Annotated in this window: 6 protein-coding genes; 5 read left to right on the top strand and 1 reads right to left on the bottom strand. The window is 68.3% G+C overall.

Annotation, left to right across the window (positions count from 1 at the left end; all coding sequences use genetic code 11):
- Positions 1-29: 29 nt before the first annotated feature.
- Positions 30-308 carry a hypothetical protein gene (locus ACFOWB_RS10775; protein WP_261404932.1) on the bottom strand — a complete coding sequence of 93 codons (279 nt, stop codon included), beginning with the start codon at positions 306-308 and terminating at the stop codon, positions 30-32.
- Between the two features lie 328 nt (positions 309-636).
- Here ACFOWB_RS10775 and ACFOWB_RS10770 point away from each other — a divergent pair, with 328 nt between their 5' ends.
- From ACFOWB_RS10770 to ACFOWB_RS10750, 5 genes are all read left to right on the top strand, one after another.
- On the top strand, positions 637-1,068 hold the full coding sequence (locus ACFOWB_RS10770) for a metallopeptidase family protein (protein ID WP_261404933.1): 432 nt from the start codon (positions 637-639) through the stop codon (positions 1,066-1,068).
- A 150-nt stretch (positions 1,069-1,218) separates the two neighbouring features.
- Positions 1,219-1,560, top strand: a complete 342-nt coding sequence (locus tag ACFOWB_RS10765; RefSeq protein ID WP_261404934.1) for a YkvA family protein — start codon at positions 1,219-1,221, stop codon at positions 1,558-1,560.
- Positions 1,561-1,976: 416 nt separating this feature from the next.
- Positions 1,977-4,214, top strand: coding sequence for a TonB-dependent receptor family protein (locus ACFOWB_RS10760; protein WP_378147217.1), 2,238 nt, complete (start codon positions 1,977-1,979; stop codon positions 4,212-4,214).
- Positions 4,215-4,843: 629 nt separating this feature from the next.
- Positions 4,844-5,836 carry a cell wall hydrolase gene (locus tag ACFOWB_RS10755; RefSeq protein ID WP_378147215.1) on the top strand — a complete coding sequence of 331 codons (993 nt, stop codon included), beginning with the start codon at positions 4,844-4,846 and terminating at the stop codon, positions 5,834-5,836.
- Between the two features lie 118 nt (positions 5,837-5,954).
- Positions 5,955-6,845 carry a cell wall hydrolase gene (locus ACFOWB_RS10750; RefSeq protein WP_378147213.1) on the top strand — a complete coding sequence of 297 codons (891 nt, stop codon included), beginning with the start codon at positions 5,955-5,957 and terminating at the stop codon, positions 6,843-6,845.
- Positions 6,846-6,865: the final 20 nt, after the last annotated feature.

Here is a 6,865-nt window from a genome sequence, read left to right as displayed (position 1 = left end):
GCGCTTCGTTTTCTAAGCCGTCGGTCCGATCAGCGGACGCGGACGGTGATGCCCGGACGGGCCGGACGATAGTAGCGGCGCGGCGCGATGTAGGTGCGGCGGGCGACCGGGCCGCAGTCGCGGACGGTGGTGACGCGCTTCACGCCGTTCCGGATCACCGTTTTCTTTTTGACGACGCAAGCCACGTTGTCGGTCACGACCGGGGCGACCAGAACGCCATGGGTCGAGATCGGAGCGGCGCTCGCCGGCGCCACGGCGAAGGCGCCCATGGCGGCCGCGAAACCGGTCGAGAGGATGAAAGTCCGCATGTCTTAAGTCTCCTGACGTTCCCGTTGATGCAGTTCCGTTCGGCGTTCTCCGGACCGCCGCAGCCTGGGCCGCGATCCGTGAATCAGCTCTGAAACCCGCGTTCACTTCGCATTCACGCCGGATTGAGCCGGCGGAAGCTTGCCTTCACGACGTCGCGAGATAGGGCTCTGCGGCCGTTCGTCGAGCCGTCTTCGGCGTTTGCAGGACCCAAGAGCGTCGTCGCGTCTGATACGCTTCGATGCGCTCCCCCCTGCGCGCCCCCCGCCTAAAATCCTACGCGCGACCAATCCTGACGACCGCCGCCCGCCCGAAAGGTCACCCGGAACCATGAGCAAGCCCCCGCGACACGAGAACGACTGGGCGGGCCTGAAGGCGCCGGATCTCGCCGAGATCGAGGCCTTGGCGGACGCGGCGCTCGCGGAGCTGCCGGACGCCTTCCGCGCCCTGACCAAAGGCGTCGTGGTTCGGGTCGACGAATTTCCGGCCGAAGACGTGCTGAACGAGCTCGGCGCCGAGAGCGAGTTCGATCTGCTCGGCCTCTTCACCGGAGTCGGCCTGGCGCAGGGCGAGGCGGAGTCGCGCACCGGCCAGATGCCGAACGTCGTGCATCTCTATCGCCGGCCCATCCTCGACTATTGGGCCGAACACGACGAGACGCTCGGCGCGATCGTCACCCATGTGCTCGTGCACGAGATCGGCCACCATTTCGGCCTCTCGGACGACGACATGGAGGCGATCGAGGCGGCGGCGAGCGCCTGAGATCGCCGCGCGCCGGCGCCGAACCGCGCGTCGTGACGCCTCGGGCGGCGCGCCGCGCCTGTTGCGGCTTCGCTGCGAGCCTTGATCCGGAAGGCGGGCGCCGCCACCTTCCGCTCGTGAACTTGGAGCGCGGGAAAGGACCCACGGCCGATGGCGAGCGACAGCTTCTCTTCCGACGAATCCCGCGTGAAGCGGGAGTTCTGGCCGACGCTGCGTCGCGTCGCGCGCTCGATCCCCTTCGCCGAGGACGCGGTCGCCGCCTATTACTGCGCGCTCGACCGCGAGACCCCGACCCATGTGCGCGCGGCGCTGCTCGGAGCGCTCGTCTATTTCATCGTGCCGTTCGACGCGGTGCCGGACTTCCTGCCGCTGCTCGGCTTCGCGGACGACGCGAGCGTCCTGGCGGCCGCCATCGCGGCGGTGCGAATTCACATGAACGACAAGCATCGCGAAGCGGCGCGGCGCGCGCTCGCCGAGGAAGACCTCGCTTAAGGGTCTGCCCATAGCGACCGCGCTCTGCTTTCGGTCTGACGCCGGCTCGTTGTCGGCTGGCGAAGAGGCGGCGACACGACCTGGCTGACGAGGACCGGCGGCTCGCCGAGCCTCCGCCCGGCCGGACCGACATCCACGAAGACAGTCCGGCGCAAACGGGCTGCGGGAGGCGCAGGCGCCCGACGCGGGCGGCCGCGAAACGATGGAGCCGAAACGACGCCAGATCGAGACCGCGCCGACACGTAAACAGCCCGCCGCCTTCGCCGTACTTCGAACTATACTCTAATAATAAGATTACTTAGAAACGCGTTACAATGAGCTTATTACAAGATTGTGTATAGAATAATCATTTCGTGATCGGGGTAAGACTAGCCCCGCTCCGGAAAGAAATGCTTCCTCCGCGCAGGGGGAAACATATGAAGAAAAAGCAACAACTCGTGGCGCTGTTCGCAGCGACCAGCGTGGCGGCTCTGCTCGCGCCGACGGCGCTCCGCGCCCAGGAGAGCGGCGCGACGCAGCTCGATCCGATCGACGTCAGGGGCGCTCTGGGCCAGTCTCCGGTCGCGGGAACGACGGCCGAGCAGGGGCCCGTCAGCCCGATCGACGCTCGTGAGCCGCTGCCGGCCAATCTCCAGAATTTCGCGGGCTCGGCGGACCGGGTCACCGCTCAGGATCTCGAGAGCGAACGCCCTCTCACGGCCCATGACGCGCTCAGAAACGTTCCCGGCGTCGCCACCGTCGCGGATGACGGTTTCGGACGGCACTCCGGCATCAGCCTGCGCGGTTCGCCTCACCGCCGGTCGCGCAAGATCCTCGTCATGGAGGACGGCGTTCCGATCAACTTCTCGCCGTATCTCGACGCGGGCACGCATTACACGCCGCCGATGGACCGCGTCGAAAGCATCGACGTGCTTAAAGGCCCGATGGTGAACTACGGGCCGCTAAACAATCACGGGGTCGTCAACTTCAAGAACCTTTCGCCCTTCGGTCCGAAGGAGACCGTGTTCAGCGCCGGCATCGGCACGACGAAAGGCGTCGACCAGAACGTCAACAACATGCGCCATGCGCATACGCGTCAGTCGGTCGACAATGTCGGCGTCGTTCTTTCCTATTCGGGGCTTGACGCGGGCGGCTCATGGGACGCCGAGAAGCTCGGCTACAATGACTTCTACGGCGCGGTCGGCATCCGCGGCGAGAATCAGGATCTCACCGTCTCGGGCGGGTTTTTCCGCCAGCGCGACAATTACGACGAAGACAATTTCTCGGGCACGCTCGCGGAGCTCAAGAGGTTCCGGCGCAACAAGAAGGACGCCGCGGAGAACGGGAATTTCCCGGTCGCGTGCGGCCGCTGCTACGACTGGAACACCTACAACGCCGACTATTACCGCGCGCAGGTCGCGCACAATCTCTACATCGACGACAAGACGACCCTGTCGACGCGGCTCTACGGCAACCATCACGACCGCGCCCGCTTCTATGTGAGCGACGAGTCGAACGATCCGCCGTCCGATTTCGTGATGGAGGGGCGCGACCGCCTCTACAAGAACATCGGGGCGGACTCGCGCATCGAATTCGCCGACCTGCCGCTTTTCGGCAGCCTTACGCAGACGGTGCAGGCGGGCGTGCGCTACGAAGAGCACGACTTCCACAACAAGAACCGTCTCGGAGCGACCAACGAGCGGCTGGACTACGGCAACCGCGGCTCGCTCGACGAAGCGCAGAAGCTGACGGCCGACTCCTTCGCCACCTTCGCCCAGACGGCCATCAAGGTGACGCCGGACTTCACGCTCGTTCCCGGCGTGCGGCTGGAGCGCTACAAGATCGGCTTCCGGGACCTGGACGACTCCTCCAACAATGGAGACAGCACCTACACCCAGGTCCTGCCGATGCTTTCCTTCTCGTGGGAATTCGCGCCGACCACGACGCTCTACGGCGGGTATCACCGGGGCCTGTCGCCCCATATTCTTCGCGACGTGCTGGAAGCTGACTCCGGATACATCGCGCCGAAGAAGGAGCTCGGCGACAACTTGCAGGTCGGCGTCCGGTCAAAGGCCGTTCAGGGCCTGACCTTCGACGTCGCCTATTTCCACAGCGACATCCGCAACTATCAGTTCGGCGAGGCCTTCCAGTCCGACGGCGGCGACCGCGTGTTCAGCTCACTCGACAAGGCCCGCTTCGACGGCGTCGAACTGGCGGCCCGCATCGACAGCCGCGCCTTCATCGACAGCCCGTGGAATGTCTACGGCGAAAGCGTCTACACCTACGTCAACAGCAAGATCGTGAAGGGAACCGCCGACGGCGGCCAGAACGTCTCGGGCAACGAAGTCCCGGAGTCGATGAAGCACACGGCCAATCTGACGCTCGGCGCGCAGCACGCCAGCGGCTTCGACGCGAGCGTGAGCTGGACCTACAGGGGCGGCTTCTACACCGACGCCCTCAACCTGCCGATGAACCCGCTGGACGTCGAGGAAGGCCGGATCAACGGCGTGTGGCTGCTTTCGGCGCGCGCCAGCTACAAGGTCACGAAGGATCTGACCGCCTGGGTCACGGGCCAGAACCTGACGGACAAGTTCTACATCTCGGATCGCAGCGACGGCGCGAAACTCGGCGTCGGGCGCACGGTGATGGCCGGCATGACCCTCAAGCTCCACTGAACCGGCTTGTAAGAACAGCGCGCACGGCCTTGGGTCCTGCTGGTCCGGAAAGCTTGACTGCTTGTCAGGACGCCAGAAGAACAAGGCCGTGCGGCGGAAGCGGTTTCGCCCTCATGGCGCCTGCCTGCTGGCGGCTGCCCGTTGGCGGCGGGAGGCGTCGCCGCCCGTCGCGACCGCAATGCCGACGTCGCGATCTGCGCGAATCAGACGCCGCGCGAAATGCGCCCTCCACGTGCAGGTCCAAGCCGTGATTTTTCTGTCGCGGACGTCCTATCAAGCGCCTTCAGGCGCTTATTTTTCGCCTTTGGCCGGTGGGCGCCCGCGGCCTTCGCCCGATTTCGCCCGTATGGTTAACCAAACCTTACCGACGCCGGACCTCCCGGAGCCGGCGCCCCTCGGTGCGAGAGCGCGAGGCCCCTCGGGTCGCGTCGCGGCCTCCGCCGCGGGCGATCAGCCGGCTTCGCGGCTGCTTCGCCCTTCGACGCCGGTCGAAGCGGGGCCAAAATAGGGCGGCGGGCGTAAGGGCGATCCCGTATTGATCGATCGCCCACCAGACAGCTTTTGGCGTGCCAGCCAAGCGGCGGGATCGGACCTCCAGCGTCCTCCCGCCGGCCCACTGGAACGCCGGAATGTCCCTTCGCCTTACGTCCCGCTCCGTCGCGCGCATTCTCATTGCGTCGTCGCTTGTCATCGTCGGCCATGCCGGCGCGGAGGCCGCGGGTCGGCCGGCGCGCAGCCAGAAGGCCGCAATCGTCAAGACGGATCGGGAGTGTCTGGCGCGGGCGATGTATTTCGAGTCCCGCCGCACCGACGAGGACGGCATGCTCGCGGTCGGGACCGTCGTGGCGAACCGGCTCGCGGCCGGCGGGCGATACGGATCGAGCGTGTGCGAGGTCGTGGGGCGGCCGTCGCAATTCGCGCCGGGCGTGCTAAGCCGCGCCATGGCCGAGCCCAAGCCCCGCGAGCTCGCCTACCGTATGGCCGACGTCGTGCTGGACGGCGGCCGGCATCCGGTCGCCGGCGACGCGCTTTATTTCCACACCGCCAACGTGCCGTTCCGCCACGACGACAAGCGCTACGTGCTCGTGTCCGGCGGCAACGCCTTCTATGGCTGGAACCGCGACGGCGGGCGCGCCCGGATCACCTCGAACCTCGCCTCGCTCGCCCGCGCCTTCGCCGCGGCGCCGGCCGCCCGCGTGGCGGCCGCGCCGGTGGCCGCCGGACTGGCCGCGCCGGACGCGACGCTGTTCGCCGCCGCCGACGCGCCGAGCGTCCAGGAAATCCTTGCGATCAAGCCCGCGGAGCCGGCCCCGGCTCCCGCGGCCCGCCCGGCCCCCGCGCCGACCACGCCCGGCCGCGACGCCTCGGGCGCGGGCGCGATCCTCGCCTACGCCGCGCCGCTTCCCGCGCCGGTCTCCGGCAGCGCGCTCGCGGCCGTCGCGGCGCTCGAGCCGAAGCGTCCGCGCGTCGTCGTGCCCGCCGCGCCGGTGCAGGCGGCCGCGGGCCCGGTCTGGCCGACGCGCGCAGAATCGCAGTCTCCGGCGCGCGCCTGGTCGCCCGGCGCGGTCGCCGACGCGGCCGTCGCCAAGGCCTGGGCGCTGTTCGACGCGGTACGCAGGTGACGAACTGAACGCCTGACGAGCGTCTTTGCTTGACCGCGGGACGATCGTGGGTTTGAAGGAAACATCGGAACGATCGCGCGCAAGCCGCATGGTCGTTCGAGCGGGGGGCTTACCGGGGATGAAGGCACGGCACGTCGCGCGCGCCAGTCTGCTCGCAAGCCTCGCCCTCTGCGGCGCGGCCGCCGCCTCCCGCGCCGAACAGCCGTCCTTCACGCCTCCGACCAAGATCGAGCCGCTGTCCGGGCCCTCGGCCGCGCCGGCCGCCACCCCGCAGGCCAAGTTCAGGGCCGCGGCCGCCAAGCCGGCCGGGCGCAGCTCCGAGCGCGAGTGTCTCGCCCGCGCCATGTATTTCGAGAGCGACAAGAGCGCCGAAGACGGCATGCTCGCGGTCGGCACCGTGGTGGCCAACCGCCTCAAGTCCGGGCGCTACGGCAATTCGATCTGCGGCGTCGTCGGCGCCCCCCAGCAATTTGCGCCGGGCGTTCTCAGCCGCTCCATGACGGGCGCCGCCGCCGAGCGCGCCCGCCAGATGGCCGACGCCGTCATCAAGGGCCGCCGCCACCCGGCCGCCGGCGACGCGATGTTCTTCCACGTCGCCAACATGCGCTTCAAATATCCGAACATGCACTACGTGCTCGTCTCGGGCGGCAACGCCTTCTACGAGAAGCGCCGCCAGGCCGCGCCCTTCGCCTCGATGGCGAAGGCGGTCGCGGCCGCCAAGCGCGACGAGGCGCTGGCCGAGCCGCTCGTTCAGGCGGCGCTCGCCTCGAAGGCCGAACCGCTCCGCGCCGAAACGCCGCTCGCCTATGGCGGCGGCGACAAGCCCGCGCCCGGCACCGCGCTCGCGGCGGTCGCGGCCATCAAGCCGAAGCCCGCCGTGCGCGTGATCGCGCCCGCGGCTCCCGTGCTCGCCTCCATCGCGCCGGTTTCGGTCGCCTCGGCCTATCCGCAGACCTTCGCGGGCGAGGCCAACGAGCTCGTGGCGAGCGCCTGGGCGCCTTACTGGTAAGCCGTCCGTCCGACGATCTG

It is taken from the genome of Chenggangzhangella methanolivorans, from assembly GCF_042648545.1.
Classification (GTDB): Bacteria; Pseudomonadota; Alphaproteobacteria; order Rhizobiales; family Methylopilaceae; genus Methylopila; species Methylopila methanolivorans.
Note: the sequence above shows the minus strand (reverse complement) of the source record. Positions and strands in the feature narration are given on the sequence as shown.